The sequence below is a fragment of the Streptomyces sp. NPDC053427 genome (assembly GCF_044544985.1).
GTDB lineage: Bacteria > Actinomycetota > Actinomycetes > Streptomycetales > Streptomycetaceae > Streptomyces.
Genome location: NZ_JBITYA010000001.1, coordinates 575778 through 592382, shown reverse-complemented (window position 1 = coordinate 592382; position 16605 = coordinate 575778). Strand labels below are relative to the sequence as shown.

Annotated in this window: 15 protein-coding genes; 7 read left to right on the top strand and 8 right to left on the bottom strand. The window is 72.5% G+C overall.

The annotated features are described in order from the left end of the window. Positions 1-18 precede the first annotated feature (18 nt). A complete protein-coding gene (locus ACIGWZ_RS02215) occupies positions 19-888 on the top strand; it encodes an EamA family transporter (protein WP_400059875.1) in 870 nt (289 codons plus the stop codon). A gap of 56 nt (positions 889-944) precedes the next feature. On the opposite strand, the gene ACIGWZ_RS02210 is transcribed toward ACIGWZ_RS02215, so the two are convergent. Then, positions 945-1724 (bottom strand): acyltransferase, encoded by a 780-nt coding sequence (locus ACIGWZ_RS02210; RefSeq protein WP_400059873.1) that lies wholly within the window; start codon positions 1722-1724, stop codon positions 945-947. Between the two features lie 144 nt (positions 1725-1868). Between ACIGWZ_RS02210 and ACIGWZ_RS02205 the strand changes: the two genes are divergently transcribed. From ACIGWZ_RS02205 to ACIGWZ_RS02195, 3 genes are all read left to right on the top strand, one after another. Next, entirely contained in the window at positions 1869-2408 is a 540-nt protein-coding gene (locus ACIGWZ_RS02205; protein ID WP_400059871.1) for a gamma carbonic anhydrase family protein, read from the top strand. Positions 2409-2566: 158 nt separating this feature from the next. Beyond that, entirely contained in the window at positions 2567-4579 is a 2013-nt protein-coding gene (locus ACIGWZ_RS02200) for an ATP-binding protein (RefSeq protein WP_400059870.1), read from the top strand. Positions 4580-4692: 113 nt separating this feature from the next. Then, positions 4693-4902: a hypothetical protein gene (locus ACIGWZ_RS02195; protein WP_400059868.1), complete on the top strand. Its 210-nt coding sequence runs from the start codon at positions 4693-4695 to the stop codon at positions 4900-4902. A 128-nt stretch (positions 4903-5030) separates the two neighbouring features. On the opposite strand, the gene ACIGWZ_RS02190 is transcribed toward ACIGWZ_RS02195, so the two are convergent. Beyond that, a complete protein-coding gene (locus tag ACIGWZ_RS02190) occupies positions 5031-5684 on the bottom strand; it encodes a DedA family protein (RefSeq protein ID WP_400059866.1) in 654 nt (217 codons plus the stop codon). Positions 5685-5889: 205 nt separating this feature from the next. Further along, positions 5890-6345, bottom strand: coding sequence for a DUF4442 domain-containing protein (locus ACIGWZ_RS02185; protein ID WP_400059864.1), 456 nt, complete (start codon positions 6343-6345; stop codon positions 5890-5892). Positions 6346-6474: 129 nt separating this feature from the next. On the opposite strand from ACIGWZ_RS02185, the gene ACIGWZ_RS02180 reads away from it, so the two are divergent. Then, a complete protein-coding gene (locus ACIGWZ_RS02180) occupies positions 6475-7824 on the top strand; it encodes an MFS transporter (protein WP_400059862.1) in 1350 nt (449 codons plus the stop codon). A gap of 91 nt (positions 7825-7915) precedes the next feature. Here ACIGWZ_RS02180 and ACIGWZ_RS02175 read toward each other — a convergent pair whose 3' ends face one another. The 4 genes from ACIGWZ_RS02175 to murJ form a co-directional block, all read right to left on the bottom strand. Further along, positions 7916-8707, bottom strand: coding sequence for a spermidine synthase (locus ACIGWZ_RS02175; protein WP_400060774.1), 792 nt, complete (start codon positions 8705-8707; stop codon positions 7916-7918). 244 nt (positions 8708-8951) lie between these two features. Continuing rightward, entirely contained in the window at positions 8952-9794 is an 843-nt protein-coding gene (locus ACIGWZ_RS02170; protein ID WP_400059860.1) for a patatin-like phospholipase family protein, read from the bottom strand. 155 nt (positions 9795-9949) lie between these two features. Beyond that, positions 9950-11122, bottom strand: a complete 1173-nt coding sequence (gene tuf, locus ACIGWZ_RS02165; RefSeq protein ID WP_400059858.1) for an elongation factor Tu — start codon at positions 11120-11122, stop codon at positions 9950-9952. Between the two features lie 396 nt (positions 11123-11518). Next, positions 11519-13345, bottom strand: coding sequence for a murein biosynthesis integral membrane protein MurJ (murJ, locus tag ACIGWZ_RS02160; RefSeq protein ID WP_400059856.1), 1827 nt, complete (start codon positions 13343-13345; stop codon positions 11519-11521). A gap of 238 nt (positions 13346-13583) precedes the next feature. Between murJ and ACIGWZ_RS02155 the strand changes: the two genes are divergently transcribed. Next, positions 13584-14285: a TVP38/TMEM64 family protein gene (locus ACIGWZ_RS02155; protein ID WP_400059853.1), complete on the top strand. Its 702-nt coding sequence runs from the start codon at positions 13584-13586 to the stop codon at positions 14283-14285. A gap of 150 nt (positions 14286-14435) precedes the next feature. After that, a complete protein-coding gene (locus ACIGWZ_RS02150) occupies positions 14436-15308 on the top strand; it encodes an undecaprenyl-diphosphate phosphatase (protein WP_400059852.1) in 873 nt (290 codons plus the stop codon). A 198-nt stretch (positions 15309-15506) separates the two neighbouring features. Here the strand turns inward: ACIGWZ_RS02150 and ACIGWZ_RS02145 are convergent, their stop codons facing one another. Next, on the bottom strand, positions 15507-16307 hold the full coding sequence (locus tag ACIGWZ_RS02145) for a hypothetical protein (protein ID WP_400059850.1): 801 nt from the start codon (positions 16305-16307) through the stop codon (positions 15507-15509). Positions 16308-16605 lie beyond the last annotated feature (298 nt).

Sequence of the window (16605 nt, the reverse complement as noted above, 5' to 3'; positions counted from 1 at the left end):
GTACTGCGAGGTTTCACCATGACTGCGGTCTTCGCCCTGGCCACCAGCCTGCTCTTCGGGCTCGCCGACTTCGGCGGCGGACTGCTCACCCGACGCCTGAACCCGCTGACCGTCGTGGTCGTCTCGCAGACCCTGGCCTCCCTCGTACTGGGCGCCGTCGTGCTGGCCACCGGCGGCTGGCAGGAGGCCGGCCCGCAGCTGTGGTTCGCGGTCGCGGCCGGCGTCGTGGGCCCGGCCGCGATGCTCTGCTTCTACCGCGCCCTGGCACTCGGCCCGATGGGCGTGGTCTCCCCGCTCGGCTCCCTGGGCACCGTCATGGTCCCCCTGGGTGTCGGCATCGTGGCGGGCGAACGGCCGGGACTCGTCCAGGTCGCGGGCATGATCGTGGCCGTGATCGGCGTGCTGCTGGCCGGCGGACCGCGGCTCAGCGGGGCATCGGTGGCCCGCCAGACCATTGCGCTCACCCTGATTGCGGCCTTCGGCTTCGGCGCGGTGATGACCCTGATCGCGCAGGCGTCCACGACCGTGACCGGCCTGTTCCTCGCCCTGTTCGTCCAGCGCGTGTGCAATGTCGCGGTGGGCGGCGCCGCGCTGTACGCCACGACGCGGCGCGGCACTCCCGCGCTGCCCGAGGGCGGGTTCACCGCGCTGCGCGGCTCGCTCCCCGCGCTCGCCTTCATAGGCATCGCCGATGTCGCCGGCAACGGCACCTACGCCCTCGCCGCCCAGAGCGGCCCGGTCACCATCGCGGCCGTCCTCGCCTCGCTCTACCCCGTCGTGACCGCCCTCGCCGCGCTCGGCCTGCTCAAGGAGCGGATGCGCGCCGTCCAGACGGCGGGCGCCTCGCTCGCCCTGGTCGGCACGGTCCTGCTCGCCTCGGGCGGCTGAGGGACGCGGGCCGACGCGGCCGACGGCGGCTCGGGAAGCCTCGTCCGGTACGCGCCTCAGGAGACCTCGTACGCCCCGTCGGCCGCCGTCGCCCCGTCCTCCTCCGGCTCCCAGCCCTCCAGCGCGAGCAGCTGCTCCGGCGTGACGCCTTCGGGGATCGGCACGGGCGTCGGCGTACGCAGCGGCGGCTGCCAGCCCGCCTCGGGGTCCCAGCTGCGGACGACCTTGGCGGGCGCGCCCGCGACCACCGCATGGTCGGGCACCTCGCCGCGCACCACCGCACCGGCCGCGACCACCACGTTCCTGCCCAGCCGCGCGCCGGGCAGGATGACCGCCCCGGTGCCGATCCAGCTGCCGGAGCCGATGCTGACGGGGTCGGTGCGCGGCCACTGCTTCCCGACCGGCGTCTCGGGATCGTCGTAGCTGTGGTTGGTGGTGGTGACATACACCCCGGGGCCGAAGAAGCAGTCGTCGCCGATCGTCAGCCGGACATCCGCGATCACATGGCTGCCGCGGCCCAGGACGACGCCGTTGCCCAGGGTCAGGATGGGGTCCGCGCCGAGATCGAGGTCCGGCATCATGCCCGCCGTCAGGGTCACGTCCTGGGCGATGATGCAGTGGTCGCCGATCTCGATCCACGGGTCGCCGAAGACCGTGCCCTGCGGGAAGGCGAGCCGGGCGCCGGCGCCGATCCGGCGGAAGCGGTACGGGCCGGGCCGCTCGGCCGTGACGGCCGCGGCCCGCCTCACCCAGCGCACGCCCCGGTGGACGGCGCGCGATGCGGCCCGGCGCCGCCAGGCCGCAAGAGATGAGAACACGTTCTGGTTTGACGGCACCCGCACACCGTACTCAGCGCACCGGCCGGCCGACCGCGCCGCGCGCTGTGATCTTCGCCCCACCGGCGGCCGCCCCCGCCCGCCGGTCCGGCCGTCGTCTACGGTGCTGTTGGCGCGGCACAGTACTGGCAAGGAGATACGGACATGGCGGGACGGGCGTTGATTTCAGGGGTGGCCGGCGAGGAGCCGGCGATCGATCCGGCGGCCTTCACCGCGCCCACATCCGTCGTGCTCGGCGACGTCACGATGGCGTCCGGTGCGAGCGTCTGGTACCACGCGGTGCTGCGCGCCGACTGCGGCCCGATCGTGCTCGGCGCCGACAGCAACATCCAGGACAACTGCACGGTGCATGTGGACCCCGGCTTCCCGGTGACCGTCGGCGAACGGGTCTCCGTCGGACACAACGCGGTGCTGCACGGCTGCACCGTCGAGGACGATGTCCTGATCGGCATGGGCGCCACGGTCCTCAACGGCGCGCACATCGGCGCCGGCTCGCTGGTCGCCGCGCAGGCGCTGGTCCCGCAGGGCATGCGGGTGCCGCCCGGTTCGCTGGTCGCCGGCGTGCCGGCGAAGGTCAAGCGGGAGCTGACCGACGAGGAGCGCGAGACGATCAAGCTCAATGCCGCGATGTACCTCGAACTGGTGGCGCGGCACCGGGAATCGGTCCAGGCCTCGGAAGACTGAGCGGCCCGCGGCCCGGCGCCGGTCTGCCGTCCCGTCAAGCGTTCCCGCCGCGTTTCCCCCGATAGATAAGGGGACTTGCCTGTTTGCCGAGCGGTCGGTTCTGGCATCGTTGGTCGTTCACAGGACGGCGCGGGGCTGTGCCGCGGACGGGATGACAGATGAGCGCGTGGGCCGATCGCCGGCCACCTCCCGAGGTGGTGGGACGGGCCGTTGAGCGCGAGCAGGTGTCCGGGCTGCTGGACGGCTCTCCGCTGGTGACGCTCACCGGGGCCGCGGGAGTGGGCAAGAGCGTGCTGGCCGGCGCCGTACTGGACGAACACCTCGCACGGCACGGCGGCACGGTCGTCCGGGTCGGCTGCTGGGACGGCCCGGCCGAGGGCGCCCTGACGGACGCTCTGCTCCGGGCCGTCGTCCTGCCCGCCGCCGCGCAGGCCGTCGCCCCGGGCGCCCCGTGCCCGTACGCAAGGCCGCACGGCCGGCCCGAGCGGGCGGACCCCGTCGCCGGCCCCACCGTCGCGGCGCTGGCGGCGCACTGCGTCCGGCACCGGGCGATCCTGCTGCTCGACGACTGCGACCCGGTGATCGAGGAGTGCGCGCAGCTGGTGCGGCGGCTGCTGCGGGCCGAGCCGTCGCTGCGGATCGTGGCGACGTCCCGCCGGACGCTGGGGCTGCCCGGGGAGCGGGTCGTCGAGGTCGGGCCGCTGCCGGTGACGTTGGGCGAGGGGATCGCGGGGGCGGCCGTCGAGCTGCTGGCCGCGCGGGCCGGGGCGGCCGCGCCGGAGTTGCTCGTCGCCGTGTGCGAGGCGCTGGAGGGCTCACCGCTGGCGATCGAGCTGGCCGCCGGGCAGCTCGACCGGATGTCGCTGCCGCAGCTGGCGGCGCAGGTGGACGCGGACGGCCCGCTGTTCTACTCGGGCCCGGCGCCGACCGCGCGGCACACCTCTCTCTACGCCGCGCACGCCGCCGGCTACGCCCTCTGCACGCCCACCGAGCGGCGGGTGTGGGCCCGGCTCTCGGTGCTCCCCGGCGATTTCGACCCCTGGCTGGCGGGATGTGTCTGTGCCAGCAGTGACGTTCCTGCGCCGGAGATCGACGCCGCACTGGAACGGCTCCGGCTGGGCTCCGTACTGGAACGCGTACGGGACGGCGGCGGCGCCCCGCACGGCACCCGGGCCACGCTGCCGCCGCGCTACCGACTCCCGCGCGGCGCCCGGGACTTCGGGCGGACCCAGCTGCGCGAGGCGGGCGAGGAGTCCGCGGCGCTGCGCCGGTTCCGGCAGGCGTGTGCGGCGCTCGCGGCCGAGGCCCAGATCGCCTGGCAGGGACCCGACCAGCAGATCGCCGTCCGGCTGGTGGAGGACGAGCAGCACCATCTCGACGCGGCGCTGACCCGGCCGCCGCAGGACGTGGACGATGCGCTCAGCGCCCTGGAGATCGCGGTCTCGCTGTGGTTCCAGTGGGGCGCGTGCGGCTACCGTCGCGAGGGCCGGGCGCATCTGGACCGGCTGCTGCTGCTCTCCCGGGACGACACCCCGCTGCGCGCGCGGGCGCTGTGGCTGGCCGGCTGGCTCGCCGCGCAGGAGCATGCGCCGGCCACCGCGGAGGCGCTGCTGGACCAGGCGTGGACGGCAGCCGTGATGCACGCGGACTCCGACGGGCTGGCCCGGATCGCCCATGCACACGGTGTGCTGGCGCTGTACCGGGAGGACACCGGGGCGGCGGTGGCCTGCCTGGAGGAGGCGGCCGGGCACCGGTCCAAGGACCCGTGGTTCGGCCCCGGGCCCGCCCACAGCTGGGCGCTGCTGGCGATCGCGCTGTCGGCGGTGGACGCGGAGGGGGCGACGGCCGCCGCCCGCCGCGCCTGGGAGTTGCGCCACTCCGACGGCGACTTCTGGCTGCACTCCACCGTCCTGTACGCCCGCGCCCTCACCGAACGGACCCATGGCCGCCCGGAGGTGGCGCTGCGGGCCTGCCGTAAGGCGCTGGCGGCCAAGAAGCTCGTCGGGGATCCGCTGTTCATCGCGGGGGCCCGCAATATGCTCGCCGCTCTGCGGCGCGAGGTGCGCCAGGGTGTCTCCGCGCCGGAGGCCGACGGGGGTACCCGGTGGTGGCGGCGCCCCGGCGGGGTCCGGGCGGCCCCGTTCTTCTCCCGGCTGCGGACGGGTTCCTGAGGTGCCGGCCCCGGTACGGCGGCCGGCCTTGCCACCCGGCGATGGCCACCCTGTGTGACCGGGCGGCCCCGTTCGGGATGCGGATGCGGCGGGTCGGCCGCACCCTGGAGGGCATGAAGCGTGCTCCCGTGATCGTGCACCCGCCCTGCACCGGCGGCCGCCGCGTCACGCTCTACGGACAGGACCTGGGCCGCGCGCTGCGCCCCGGCGACGTGGCCGCGTATCTGCGCCGGGCCGGATTCCCGACCGCGGAGTTCACCTGGGACGACACCCACCTCATCGAATGGCGCGACGGCGGCCCCGACGTCTGGTCGACCCCCTGACCGGCCGGGCCCGGCCGCCCCTCACCTCCGGCCCCGCACAGCCCGCACGCCGCACACGACACACCACCGGCCCGGTAGCGGGTGCTACCGGGCCGGTGATCACATGACGGCGTGTGCCTGACGGATCGTCAGTCGACGGACGCCGGAACCTGGGCGCGGACCTTCGCCTCCCGCTCGGCCGCCGCCTTCTTCGCGCGGCGCTTCATCACGAGGAAGGAGCCGAGGCCGAAGAGAAGGGCGGCGACCAGACCGAGCCACTGGAAGCGGCGCAGCCACGATTCGGCGACGATGCCGACGCTGTAGATGAGGGCCGTGGTGCCACCGGCCCAGACGATGCCGCCGAGGACGTTGGCGATCAGGAACTTCCAGTACGGCATCTTCAGCACGCCGGCGAGCGGCCCGGCGAAGATGCGCAGCAGGGCGATGAAGCGGCCGAAGAACACCGCCCACATGCCCCACTTCTCGAACTTCTCCTCGGCCATGGCGACATGATCGGGGCCGAAGTGCTTGGGGAACTTCCGGCCGGCCCAGTTGAGCAGCGGCTGGCCCCCCTTGCGCCCGATCACGTACCCGATGGAGTCGCCGACGATCGCGCCGACGGACGCGCAGGCGCCCAGTACGAACGGATTGATGTGATCCGTGGTCGCGGCGAGGATCGCCGCACTGACGAGGACGATCTCACCGGGCAGCGGAATGCCCAGGCTTTCCACCCCGATGACCACCCCCACCAGGAGGTAGACGCTCACGGCCGGTACCGTCTCGAGCCACTCCTGGATGTGCAAAGCCGCTTCCTCCACTTGGTGTAGGGCCCCCGTGGGCCGCTGCCCGGCCGCCTGCGGCGCCGGGCCGGTCGATACCCTGGCGCGCCGTGACAGCGCGCCAGGGAAGCGTACTCGATCGCCCGGCCCGGACGCGGATCGACGACGGCCCGCCGTGCAGGGCACGACGGGCCGGGGAGCGGTCTTCGCCTACTGGCTCACCTATCGCTCACTTATTGGGACGCAGCGTCCACACAATGGTCATCTCGCCGGTGATCGCGCCGTCCTCGCGGGTGATCGTGACCTTCACCGGGAACTCCGGGCGCTCACCGGCATCCAGGTCGGCGACCACCTCGGCCACCGCCCGGCCGAGCTCGGCGGTCGCGGTGACCGGGCCCATGGCGAGCTTCTTGTAGCCGATCTCCGCGCGTACGGCCAGCGGCACCGCGCGGCCGAGCTGGTCACCGAAGGCCGTCATCACGATCGCGCCGCTCGCCGACTCGGCGAGGGTGAACATCGCGCCGGCGTGCGGTCCGCCGACGTGGTTGTGGAAGTCGGACTGATCCGGCATGCGGACCACGGCGCGCTCTGCGGTGGTCTCGGTGAACTCGAGGTTCAGGGTGCGCACCATCGGCACGGAGGCCGACATCATTTCGCCGATCGACGGCAGGGTCTCGGAGGACATGGCGACATGTTACCTAGCGGTAGCTTAGGTTGGGAAGAGCCCGCCCCGTTCCCGGTCCGGCAGCCCTCGCGCGCACCCCGGCAAACGGCGTGCCGGGCGCCTCCGGTCCCGCATATCGTTGACGCCCATGTGGCCAGGACGACACCGACGCACCGCGCACCAGCCGATCCCGATACGACGCCGCCCGGCGCGATCGTGGTGACGGCCCGCCCCACGTGGGCCGGGCGCAACTTCCTGCTGCTCACCGGCGCCACCGTGATCTCGGGCCTCGGCAACTCCGGGGCGCACATCGCGACCGCCTTCGCGGTGCTCACCACCGGCGGCTCGGCCACCGACGTCGGCCTGGTCGCCGCCGCCCGCACGCTCCCGCTCGTCCTGTTCCTGCTGATCGGCGGCGCGCTCGCCGACCGGGTCCCCCGGCATCGCGTGATGGTCGCCGCGAACACCCTCAACTGCGTCTCCCAGGGCCTCTTCGCGCTTCTCGTACTGACCGGGCAGCCGCAGCTGTGGCAGATGGCGGTGCTGGCCGCGCTCGGCGGCACCGGGCAGGCGTTCTTCGCTCCGGCCTCCGAGGGCATGGTGCTCGCCAGCGTTTCCGGTGAGCACTCGGGGCGGGCCTTCGCCGTGTTCCGGATGGGCATGAACGGCGCGAACATCGGCGGCGCGGCACTCGGCGGAGCCCTGGTCGCCGCCGTCGGCCCCGGCTGGGTGCTGGCCGTCGACTCCGCCTGCTTCGCCCTCGCCGGAGCGCTACGGGCGTTCCTCGACGTCAGCGAGGTCGCCGCGCGCACCCCGGGCGGAGGGATGCTGCACGACCTGAGGGACGGCTGGCGCGAGGTCGCCTCGCGGCGCTGGCTGTGGGCGGTGGTGGTGCAGTTCTCGATCGTCAACGCGCTGATCGTGGCGGCCGAGGCGGTCTACGGTCCGATGGTCGCCGAGGAGCATCTGGGCGGCGCGGGGCCATGGGGACTGGCGATGGCCGCGTTCGGTGCGGGAACGGTCGGCGGCGCGCTGCTGATGACCCGCATCAAGCCGCGCCGCATCCTGCTCACCGGCGCGCTCTGCGTCTTCCCCCTCGCCCTGCCCTCCGCCGCACTGGCCGTGCCCCTGCCCACCGCCGGACTGACCGCGATCATGTTCGGTACCGGTGTGAGCGTCGAGATCTTCGCGGTGACCTGGATGATGGCGCTCCACCAGGAGATTCCGGAGGAGAAGTTCTCCCGGGTCTCCTCCTACGACTGGTTCGGCTCCTTGGTCGGAGTCCCGGTGGCCACCGCGCTGGCCGGCCCCGTACAGGACCTCATCGGCCGCTCGGCCGCGCTGTGGGGCTGCTCCGCGCTGATCGCGCTGCTGACGGCCGCGGTGCTGTGCGTGCGGGACGTACGGACACTGGTCCGGCGGGAGGCACCGGCAAGCGCTCCGTCGACCGCTCCGCCGCCCGGCGCACCCGCCACGCCCACCACCGCCCCGCTGCAATAGGGAAGGCGGCGGGATCCGGGCGGGTCGGGGGCCGGCCACGCGAGAACCCGGGGCAGCGGGAACGGCGCCCGACCATCGGCCGGGGCCCGCATCAGCCGAGGCTGAAGGTTCCCGAGGGCGGTTCCGGTGACGGCACCGCCTCGGCATCCCGTATGGGAAGCGCGTCCGCGATCAGCCGTCGCAGCGCCGCGCCGTGCTCGACCCGGGCCGGGAAGGCGTCACCGGCCACCCGCCGGGCCAGCGCGGCGAGCGGCAGCTCCGTACGCGAGGCGAGCAGGATCGCATTGCCGAAGCGGCGGCCGCGCAGCACCGACGGCTCGGCGATCAGCGCCAGATGCTCGAAGACCGCGGCGAAATTGGCGAGTTGACCGCGCAGAAAGCCGAACGGCGCGCTGTCGGCGAGGTTGGCGGCGTACAGACCGTGCGGGCGCAGCACCCTCGCCGCGGCCTGCGCGTACTCGATCGAGGTGAGCTGGGCGGGCACCCGCGAGCCGCCGAAGACGTCCGCCACGATGACATCGGCGCTGCGTTCCGGCGCCGCCTCCAGCGCCGTGCGGGCGTCCTGTGCGTGTATCTCGATGCCGGAGCCCTCGGGCAGCGGCAGGTGTTCCGTCACCAGGGAGAGCAGCCCGCGGTCGGCGTCGATCACGTCCTGCCGGGAGTGCGGGCGGGTGGCGGCCAGATAGCGGGGCAGGGTCAGCGCGCCACCGCCCAGGTGCAGCGTGTCGAGGGGCTGTCCCGGGGCCGCGGCCTCGTCCAGGACGTGAGCCAGCCTGCGGACGTACTCGAATTCGAGGTGGGTGGGCGCATCGAGGTTGACGTACGACTGCGGCGCACCGTCGACCGTCAGCAGCCATGCGCGAGGGTGGTCGACGTCCGGCATCAGCTTGGCGGTGCCGTGGTCCACGGTCCGGGTGACGGGTATCGGATCCGGATCGGGCTCCTCGGCCGCCGGTGCGGAGGGCGCGTCCGCCGGTCCGGCGGGATCGGTCGCCGGCCCGCTGCCGTCGTTCGCCGGCCCGGTGCGTTCGTTCGTCGGCCTGCCGCGGTCGCCTGTCGATCCGATGCGGTCGCCCGTTGGTCCGATGTGCTCGTTCACCGTCCCATTGTGCCGGGCGGGGCGGTGGTCAGTCCGGCCAGATCCGACGGATCTCCTCGGCGTGGTCGGCCGACTGCCGGCGCCCGGCACGGGCCGCGTCCGCGCGCTTGGTGGGGTCCAGCACATTGCGCCCGAACGCCGTCCTGGCCGCCCGGTCGGGCGTGATCACCCGGACCTGGGCGCCCTGGCGGGCCAGCCTCTCGCCCTGGGTCCGCGGGGCGGCGATCGGTCCGCCGCTGACGGCCATCGGTGCGATGACCACGACGCGGCTGTATCCGGCGGCCAGATCGGCATTGGCGCTGGAATGCACCCCGCCGTCGATCCACCGCTTGCCCTCGAAGCTGACCGGCGGAAACACGCCGGGGACCGCGCAGCTGGCGGTCACCGCGTCGACCAGCGACACACCACAGGTGTCGTCGAACGCGGTCCGCTCCCCCGTCGCCGCATCCACCGCCGTGATCACCAGCCGTCGCGCGGGCCAGTCGGTGCTGCCCAGGGTCCGGGCGATCACCGCGCGCTGTTCCGCCTCCGGGACGGTACGGGCCGCCAGCGCGAGCCGTCCCATCCTCACGCCGAAGGACGTCGCGTCCCGCGAGCGCAGCGCGATGGCGGCGAACCGCGCCATGGCCGCCGGACCCATGCGCGCGCCCGACCGGACCTCGGGCGCGGCCAGCTGGCGCTCGTACATCTCCGCCGGCGTGAGCCGAGCGGAGGTGACATGGGCGCCGACGATCGAGCCGGCGGAGGTGCCGATGACGACCTCGGCGGCGCTCAGGTCGATCCCCACGTCGGCGAGACCGGCCAGCATCCCGATCTCCCAGCCGATTCCGGTGAGCCCTCCGCCGCCCAGGACCAGTGCCGTACCCGCCATCAGACGCCCTCCCTGTCCCGTTCGCCCGTTGTCCGTTCGCCCGTTGTCCGTTCGACCGGGCGAGCAGTCTCGCATTCGGCGCGCGCCCGGGACAGCGGGCGGCTGCGCCCCGCACCGAAGAAGGTGCGGGGCGCAGCGTCAGGCCCTGGGGTGTCTCACTCCGCCACGGAGCGCACCGTGCCCGCGCCGACGGTCCGGCCGCCCTCGCGGATGGCGAAGCCGAGGCCGCGCTCCAGCGGTACCGCACGGCCCAGTTCGACGGAGACGGTCACCGTCTCGCCGGGGCGGGCCACGCCGCGCTCGCCGAGGTCGAGGTCGCCGACCACATCCGCCGTCCGGATGTAGAACTGCGGCCGGTAGCCGGTGGAAAGCGGCGTACGGCGGCCGCCCTCCTCCGTCGACAGCACATAGACCTCGGCGGTGAAGCGGCGTCGTGGCGTGACGCTGTCCGGCGCCGCGACCACATGGCCGCGGCGCACCTGGTCGCGGTGGAGTCCGCGCAGCAGCAGCGCGACATTGTCGCCGGCCTCGGCCGACTCCATCGGCTTGCCGAACGTCTCCAGCCCGGTGACCGTCGTCTCGGCGTCGGCGCCCAGCACAGCCACCCGGTCGCCGACCCGCACCGTGCCACGCTCGACGGCGCCGGTGACGACCGTGCCGCGCCCGGTGATGGTCAGGACGTTCTCCACCGGCAGCAGGAACGGCGCGTCGACATAGCGCTCGGGCATCGGGACGTAGGTGTCCACGGCGTCCAGCAGCGCGCCGATCGCCCCCGTCCAGCGTGGGTCGCCCTCCAGGGCGCGCAGCCCCGAGACCCGTACGACGGGTACGTGCTCCCCGTCGTAGCCGTGCGCGCTCAGCAGTTCGCGCACCTCCAGCTCGACCAGGTCGGTGAGCTCCGGGTCGCCGGCGTCGGCCTTGTTGAGGGCGACGACGATGTGCCGTACGCCGACCTGTTTGGCGAGCAGTACGTGCTCGGCGGTCTGCGGCATGATCCCGTCGAGCGCGGAGACGACGAGGATCGCGCCGTCGAGCTGCGCCGCGCCGGTGACCATGTTCTTGATGAAGTCGGCGTGGCCCGGCATGTCGACATGGGCGTAGTGACGGGTGTCGGTCTCGTACTCGACGTGCGAGATGTTGATGGTGATGCCGCGGGCGGCCTCCTCCGGGGCCCGGTCGATCCGGTCGAACGGGACGAAGGTGCCGCTGCCCCGCTCGCTGAGGACTTTGGTGATGGCCGCGGTCAGGGTCGTCTTGCCGTGGTCGACATGGCCCATCGTGCCGATGTTCAGATGCGGCTTGGTGCGTACGTATGCCGTCTTGGGCATGGTGTTCTTCCTCGCAACACTGCGGTGAGAACGGCGAGTTGGCGCCGTGGGGACCCCTGAGCCACTCCGACCCTCCCCCTGTGGGGTCCGCCGGACGATCCGGAGAGGGTCAGCTTCGTGCGCCGTCAGTGGCTGCGGCCGCGGCCGGGAAGAAATCGACGGCAGCCTTCGGCGCGTCCGCGACTGCGGACGGCAGGGAGAGGAAGGCGTGCCGGAACATGCGTCATATGGTGCCGGGCGAGGGGCCCGGCGTCGAACGGTTTTCCTGCGGCGGGCCGTTGGCGGACGGGGTGGCTGCTCGGGGCTGCGTACGGCGGACGGAGACCGCCGACGAGCCGGTCGGCGTGCACGGCCGCCCTCGATGTGGGTGGATGTTCGGCGGCCTTGTGCGGTGGCTCAGCGGCCGAGGCGTCCGCGGACCATGCCGAACAGGGCGTTGAGTTCCGGCAGCCGCATGAGGCGGGCGAGGGCGAGGAAGACGCCGAGCAGGACGGCCCCGCCGACGAGCAGGGTCGCCAGCGCGCCCCAGGCGTTGCTGCCCACGACCCTGGTCAGCGCAAAGGCGGTCCCACCGCCGGCGAGTGCGGCCGGGGCCGCCGCGACGGTCAGTCGGGCGTAGGTGCGCAGGACGCGCGGGCCGTCCAGATCTCCGCCCAGCCGCATGCGCAGCCGGCGCCAGGCGACGCCGACGCCGACGGCGAAGGCCAGCCCGTAGGAGGCGGCCATACCGGCGACGGCCCAGCGCGGCGGGAGGAACACAAAGCTCAGTCCGGAGGCGGTGGCGTTCACCAGGGCGACGATGACGGTGTTGTAGAACGGCGTGCGCGTGTCCTCGAACGCATAGAAGCCGCGTAGGACCACGTACTGCACCGAGTAGGGGATGAGACCCGGCCCGAACGCCATGAGGACGTATCCGATGCCCCTGGCGCCCTCGGTGCCGGAGCCGGCGTAGAGCAACATCGCCATCGGCACCCCCAGCGCCAGGAAGGCGAAGGCGCAGGGCACGATGGCGACGGCCGAGGTCCGCAGGCCGTGGGAGAGGTCGTCGCGGACGGCGGTCGCGTCGCCGTCCTGGGCGGAGCGGGAGATCCGCGGGAGCACGGCGGTCATCACCGACACGGTGATGATGGCCTGCGGCATCTGCCACAGCAGCAGCGCGTAGTTGTAGGCCGTGATGCCGGAGCCCGTGTAGCCGGACCGTTCGGCGACGGCCCCCGCCTTGGTCGCGAGCTGGGTGACGACGATCATGCCGATCTGGTTGGCGAGGACGAAGAAGAGCGTCCACTTGGCCAGGCCCATGGCCTTGCCGAGGCCATGGCCTCGGAAGTCGAAGCGCGCGCGGAGTGTGAAGCCGGCGTCACGCAGGTACGGCAGCATGGCCAGGGCCTGGACGCCGAGACCGAGCAAGGTGCCCAGGCCGAGGAGCCGGACTCCCTGCGGAGTGATGGTCGAGGGGCCGATGCCGGAATCGGTGAAGCCGCCGAACGCCCAGATGAAACCACCGAATGCGGCGATGATCACGATGTTGTTGAGGACCGGGGTCCACATCATCGCGCCGAAGCGTCCGCGGGCGTTGAGGATCTGCCCGAGCACCACGTGAACCCCCATGAAGAACATGGTGGGCAGGCAGTACCGGGCGAAGGCCACCGTGACGGCCATCCGCCGCGGGTCGGAGGCGATGTCCGGCGACATCATGTGGACCAGCAGCGGCGCCGCCAGCACGCAGATCACCGTGACGCCCGCCAGCGCTACCACGACCAGGGTGAGCAGCCGGTTGGCGTACGCCTCGCCACCGTCGTCGTCCTTCTTCATGGCCCGCACGAGCTGGGGGACGAACACCGCATTCAGCGCGCCGCCGCCCACCAGCACATAGATCATCGTGGGCAGGACGTTGGCGACCTGGTAGGAGTCGTTGAGCGTGCCGACGCCGATCGCGGCGGCCATCACGAGGGTGCGCAGGAATCCGGTGATACGCGACACGATCGTGCCCGCCGCCATGACGGCGCTGGACTTCAGCAGGCTCGATGCGCCGCGGGCACGCGGCGGTGCGGCAGCCGTGGGCGGGACGGTGTCGTTCTGCCCGCCGGCGTGGGTCCCGGCCTCCTTGGGGGGAAGAGCGGACGGAGAGGGGTTTCCGCCGGAGAGGCGCAGCGGGAGGGTGTCCTCCGTCAGGAAGCCACCCGCCGGCCCTCCGCCGCCGTTCCGGTCGTCCGGCGTACTCATTGCCCGCTCCACCTCGTCGGTTCGGACCATCCCTGGCCCCGTCGTCGATCGACGGGACACTCTTTCACCAGAATTGACGAGCCAACAACGCGCCGGGGTTCATGCGGCAGTGACCGCGGCGCGGACCGCGGCGGCGATCGGAGCCGGACCGCGGTGCGCCGAGCGAGCGGGCGGGGGCAGGCGCCCCTTGAGGTGGGCGGATATCCGCTCGGCCCGCCGTCTCCGTTACGCTCCCGGAATGCTCGAACCCGGTGCGCCCCCCGGTGGCCTCGCCGTGCGCTGCGCGCGTGTGCTGTTCTCCCCGTGGGCCCGGCTGGGCCTGCTGCTCGTCCTGCTGGCCTGTGCCGCGGCAGGGATGCTGGTGTGGCGGCCGCAGCGTCTGCTGGCGGACGGCTGGCTCGGGCAGCTGTCCGGACCGACCGCCCTGGTGGTCTTCGCCCTGGCATACGGCGTGTGCACGACCGCGTTCGTACCGCGCCCGCTCCTCAACGTCGCCGCGGGCGTCGCCCTCGGTAGTCAGGCCGGTCTCGTCGCCGCGCTTGCCGGTACGGTGCTGGGCGCGGGGGCGACCTTCGGGCTCGGCCGGCTGCTCGGCCAGGAGGCGTTGCGCCCGTTGCTGCGCGCCCGTTGGCTGGCCGCCGCCGACCGGCAGTTGAGCGAGCACGGATTCCGTTCGGTGCTGGCGGTCCGGCTCTTTCCCGGCCTGCCGTTCTGCGCGACGAACTACTGCGCGGCGGTCTCCCGTGTGCGCTGGTTGCCTTATCTGCTCGCGACCGCGCTCGGGAGCGTCCCGAACACCGCTGCATACGTCATCGCGGGCGCGCGGGCGGGGGCGCCCGATTCCCCCGCGTTTCTGCTGTCCATGGGCTTCATCGTGCTCACGGGAGGCGGCGCGCTGATGGTGGCCTGGCACAAGCGCGAGGCGCTGCGCGGGCGCTGAGCAGGAGCGGTCCGGGACGAGGCTCTTGGTGGCCCGGCCATGTTCGGGCGTTACGCTGCCTGCGGCGCCGGTGATCCGTATCCGCCGCCACCGTCCCTCTTGTCCCCGCGCGCAGGCAAGCGCTCGATCACCCCTGGATATGTCGTCCCCATGACTTGGTTTGAATCTTTCGTCCTCGGACTCGTCCAAGGGTTGACGGAGTTTCTCCCCATCTCCTCCAGCGCGCATCTGCGTCTGACCGCGGCGTTCGCCGGCTGGCACGACCCTGGTGCGGCCTTCACCGCGATCACCCAGATAGGCACCGAAGCGGCCGTCATCATCTATTTCCGCAAGGACATCGCGCGGATCATCTCGACGTGGGCGCGCTCGCTCTTCAACCGGGAGCTGCGGCACGACCACGATGCCCAGATGGGCTGGCTGGTGATCGTCGGTTCGATCCCGATCGGCGTGCTGGGCATCACGCTCAAGGACGCCATCGAGGGCCCGTTCCGCGATCTGCGGCTGATCGCCACCACCCTGATCGTGATGGGCGTCGTTCTCGGCATCGCCGACCGGCTGGCCGCCCGCGACGAGGTCGGCGGCCGGCACCGCGCCGCCAAGCAGCGCAAGCAACTCGCCGATCTGACCGTCAAGGACGGCCTGTTGTACGGCGTCTGCCAGGCGATGGCGCTGATTCCCGGCGTATCCCGCTCCGGCGCGACGATCAGCGGCGGCCTCCTGATGGGCTACACCCGCGAATCCGCCGCGCGCTATTCCTTTCTGCTGGCCATCCCGGCCGTCCTCGCCTCGGGCGTCTTCGAGCTGAAGGACGCCGGCGAGGGCCATACGGCCTGGGGCCCCACCATCTTCGCGACGGTCATCGCCTTCGTCGTCGGATATGCCGTCATCGCGTGGTTCATGAAATTCATTTCCAACAAGAGCTTCATGCCCTTCGTCGTCTACCGGATCCTGCTGGGCATTGCACTGTTCGCCCTGATCGGGGCCGGAGTGCTGGCGCCGCACGCGGGAGAGACGGCGGGCTGAGGCTTCTCCCGCCTCCGCCGCGCCCCGGACAAGACCTCGATCGGCCCCGGGTTTCCTCACCTTCCAGGTGGGGTCACCCGGGGCCGATCGAAAACGGTCGCCGCTACCGCCCTTCCTCGTTCCTCCCCCGCAGGGTCGACAAAGCCCCGCCGGTCGGGCACCGAGGCGGGGCGGGGGTACGTAGCGAGCAGGGACCCGTCAGGAGCTGAGGTGGTACTGGGTCCAGGGCTGATGGGACGGCTCGGGTTCCTCGTGCGGCTGCGTGATGGTGCCCCACGGGGCGAGGGCGCTGTCCCAGTCGGGAGCGAGGGTCGCCATGTCCGCCACGGTGTCGGCAACTTGCGTCGTTCCCGGGTGCCAGGCGGATCCCATCGCGTTGCCGGAAGGGGCGGCGTTCCAGGCCGCGGTCTGCTGCGCGGGAATGGTGCACTCGGCCTCGTGCAGGTCGCCGGGGCCGCGACGGTGGCGCCCGGCCTGGGTCTCACCGGCGTGCCCGGATCCATGATGGAACCGTCCTTGGGCCGCCAATTGCTGGGCCCGGGAAAGCAGCCGGCTGAAATCGAGGCCGAATTCATTGGCCAGTTCCCGCAGATCCACGCCGGTCTGCCAGCTGCCGACGAGTACGGCGTCCAGGGCGGCCGACCATGATGGCTCCGGGGGCGCGCCCGAACTCTCCCGGCCCTCGCGCGGCGTGGCGGTCGGCCGGGTTCCGGATGCGGACGGGCCGGCGTCGGAGGAGTGAAGCGAGGAGGAATCGGCTCCGGTGACCGTCGTATCGGGGTCCCGGGCGAGGGCGTTGGGAGCCGCGGAAAGCAGCTGCTCGGCAACCGCACGGGCGTCGTCCTTGCCCACCGTGCGCCGGGCGATCCGCACTTCCCGCTCGTTGAGGCCGAACAGGCCGGCCACCGCACCCGTGCTGCCCACGGTCACCGCAAATGCCGCCAGGACCCGCGACCGGTCGGCCTGCGCCTCATCCAGTCTGGCCTGCGCCTCGCGCACTCGCTCGTCCCCAAGACAAAACGCTTCTGCCAGTACGGCGTTGCGGTCCCACAGCTCTCTAGGCTCCATACCCTGACAACGCCGCACCTCCACAGGTGATCCGATCTTGTCTTGCAAAGCACCCCAAAGCACGCATCCACACACCAACTGAAAATATCCTTGCAAGCACCTTGAGCGTGCGTGAAGAGCGTCGCATGACCGGGGTGTGCCCCCTGAGCTGCATCACTGTCCGCCCGGTCGGGACGGTGGACACACGGAGTGTCAGAGCCGTCGGTTACTGTCTCCGTCAGACAGGCAT

Bases quoted from the DNA above. Each gene is read 5' to 3' on its own strand.
- ACIGWZ_RS02215 (WP_400059875.1), top strand. From the start codon at position 19: ATGACTGCGGTCTTCGCCCTGGCCACCAGCCTGCTCTTCGGGCTCGCC.
- ACIGWZ_RS02205 (WP_400059871.1), top strand. From the start codon at position 1,869: ATGGCGGGACGGGCGTTGATTTCAGGGGTGGCCGGCGAGGAGCCGGCG.
- ACIGWZ_RS02200 (WP_400059870.1), top strand. From the start codon at position 2,567: ATGAGCGCGTGGGCCGATCGCCGGCCACCTCCCGAGGTGGTGGGACGG.
- ACIGWZ_RS02195 (WP_400059868.1), top strand. From the start codon at position 4,693: ATGAAGCGTGCTCCCGTGATCGTGCACCCGCCCTGCACCGGCGGCCGC.
- ACIGWZ_RS02185 (WP_400059864.1), bottom strand. From the start codon at position 6,345: ATGTCCTCCGAGACCCTGCCGTCGATCGGCGAAATGATGTCGGCCTCC.
- ACIGWZ_RS02175 (WP_400060774.1), bottom strand. From the start codon at position 8,707: ATGCCGGACGTCGACCACCCTCGCGCATGGCTGCTGACGGTCGACGGT.
- ACIGWZ_RS02170 (WP_400059860.1), bottom strand. From the start codon at position 9,794: ATGGCGGGTACGGCACTGGTCCTGGGCGGCGGAGGGCTCACCGGAATC.
- tuf (WP_400059858.1), bottom strand. From the start codon at position 11,122: ATGCCCAAGACGGCATACGTACGCACCAAGCCGCATCTGAACATCGGC.
- murJ (WP_400059856.1), bottom strand. From the start codon at position 13,345: ATGAGTACGCCGGACGACCGGAACGGCGGCGGAGGGCCGGCGGGTGGC.
- ACIGWZ_RS02155 (WP_400059853.1), top strand. From the start codon at position 13,584: ATGCTCGAACCCGGTGCGCCCCCCGGTGGCCTCGCCGTGCGCTGCGCG.
- ACIGWZ_RS02150 (WP_400059852.1), top strand. From the start codon at position 14,436: ATGACTTGGTTTGAATCTTTCGTCCTCGGACTCGTCCAAGGGTTGACG.